Source organism: Virgibacillus sp. MSJ-26, assembly GCF_018918075.1.
GTDB lineage: Bacteria > Bacillota > Bacilli > Bacillales > Amphibacillaceae > MSJ-26.
This window is the reverse complement of record NZ_JAHLPW010000046.1, coordinates 1-1,149: the sequence shown is the minus strand read 5'-3', so window position 1 is coordinate 1,149 and position 1,149 is coordinate 1. Positions and strand designations below refer to the sequence as shown.

Genomic DNA, 1,149 nt, shown 5'->3' with positions numbered 1-1,149 from the left:
AAACTCTCCAAAAAGTTTGTTGTTAAATCTTAGCTTGTTCAAAAGGTTACCCTTTTGAGTTTTATAGAAGAAACTTAATTTCTCCTGACATACTGGTTGTTCTGTTCAGTTTTCAAAGAGCAAATCTTTCGTCGCTTGTTTTGGCGACCTTTCAAATATAACATGTTAACAATAAGTTGTCAACATCTTTTTTTGGTGGAGCCTAGCGGGATCGAACCGCTGACCTCCTGCGTGCAAGGCAGGCGCTCTCCCAGCTGAGCTAAGGCCCCATTAATGAATGGTCGGGAAGACAGGATTCGAACCTGCGGCCCCTTGGTCCCAAACCAAGTGCTCTACCAAGCTGAGCTACTTCCCGTTATCAAAGTATAATATGGCGCGCCCGAGAGGAGTCGAACCCCTAACCTTTTGATCCGTAGTCAAACGCTCTATCCAATTGAGCTACGGGCGCTTATAATGCCGAGGGCCGGACTCGAACCGGCACGGAGGTACACCCTCCGCAGGATTTTAAGTCCTGTGCGTCTGCCCATTCCGCCACCCCGGCTTGGCAATTTGGAGCGGAAGACGGGATTCGAACCCGCGACCCCCACCTTGGCAAGGTGGTGTTCTACCACTGAACTACTTCCGCTTGTTTATATATTTTATTAATGCGGGTGGAGGGAATCGAACCCACACATCCGAAGATACTAGATCCTAAGTCTAGCGCGTCTGCCAGTTCCGCCACACCCGCAAAATGGTGAGCCATGCAGGAATCGAACCTGCGACCCTCTGATTAAAAGTCAGATGCTCTACCGACTGAGCTAATGGCTCGTCTTAAAAAACGAACACGTCCATTTTATATTTAAGTCAATATATAGTTTTAAAGGAAAAATGGTGCCGGCCAGAGGAATTGAACCCCCAACCTACTGATTACAAGTCAGTTGCTCTGCCAATTGAGCTAGACCGGCGTTGAAATGGTGGAGGATGCAGGGCTCGAACCTGCGACCCCTTGCTTGTAAGGCAAGTGCTCTCCCAGCTGAGCTAATCCTCCATAATCTGCCTGGCGGCGTCCTACTCTCGCAGAGACAAAGTCTCAACTACCATCAGCGCTGAAGAGCTTAACTTCTGTGTTCGATATGGGAACAGGTGTGACCTCTTCGCTATTGCTACCAG

Annotated in this window: 9 tRNA genes and 1 rRNA gene; all 10 read right to left on the bottom strand. The window is 48.8% G+C overall.

What is annotated here, in order from left to right:
- Positions 1-193: 193 nt before the first annotated feature.
- Positions 194-269: transfer RNA gene (locus KQI49_RS18385), tRNA-Ala, on the bottom strand.
- Positions 270-278: 9 nt separating this feature from the next.
- Positions 279-355: transfer RNA gene (locus tag KQI49_RS18380), tRNA-Pro, on the bottom strand.
- 16 nt (positions 356-371) lie between these two features.
- Positions 372-448 (bottom strand) — tRNA-Arg (locus KQI49_RS18375).
- Positions 449-454: 6 nt separating this feature from the next.
- Positions 455-541 (bottom strand) — tRNA-Leu (locus KQI49_RS18370).
- Between the two features lie 9 nt (positions 542-550).
- A tRNA-Gly gene (locus KQI49_RS18365) sits at positions 551-625 on the bottom strand.
- A 20-nt stretch (positions 626-645) separates the two neighbouring features.
- Positions 646-727, bottom strand: a tRNA-Leu gene (locus KQI49_RS18360).
- A 4-nt stretch (positions 728-731) separates the two neighbouring features.
- A tRNA-Lys gene (locus tag KQI49_RS18355) sits at positions 732-807 on the bottom strand.
- 61 nt (positions 808-868) lie between these two features.
- Positions 869-944: transfer RNA gene (locus KQI49_RS18350), tRNA-Thr, on the bottom strand.
- A gap of 7 nt (positions 945-951) precedes the next feature.
- Positions 952-1,027 (bottom strand) — tRNA-Val (locus KQI49_RS18345).
- A gap of 7 nt (positions 1,028-1,034) precedes the next feature.
- A 5S ribosomal RNA gene (rrf, locus tag KQI49_RS18340) occupies positions 1,035-1,149 on the bottom strand.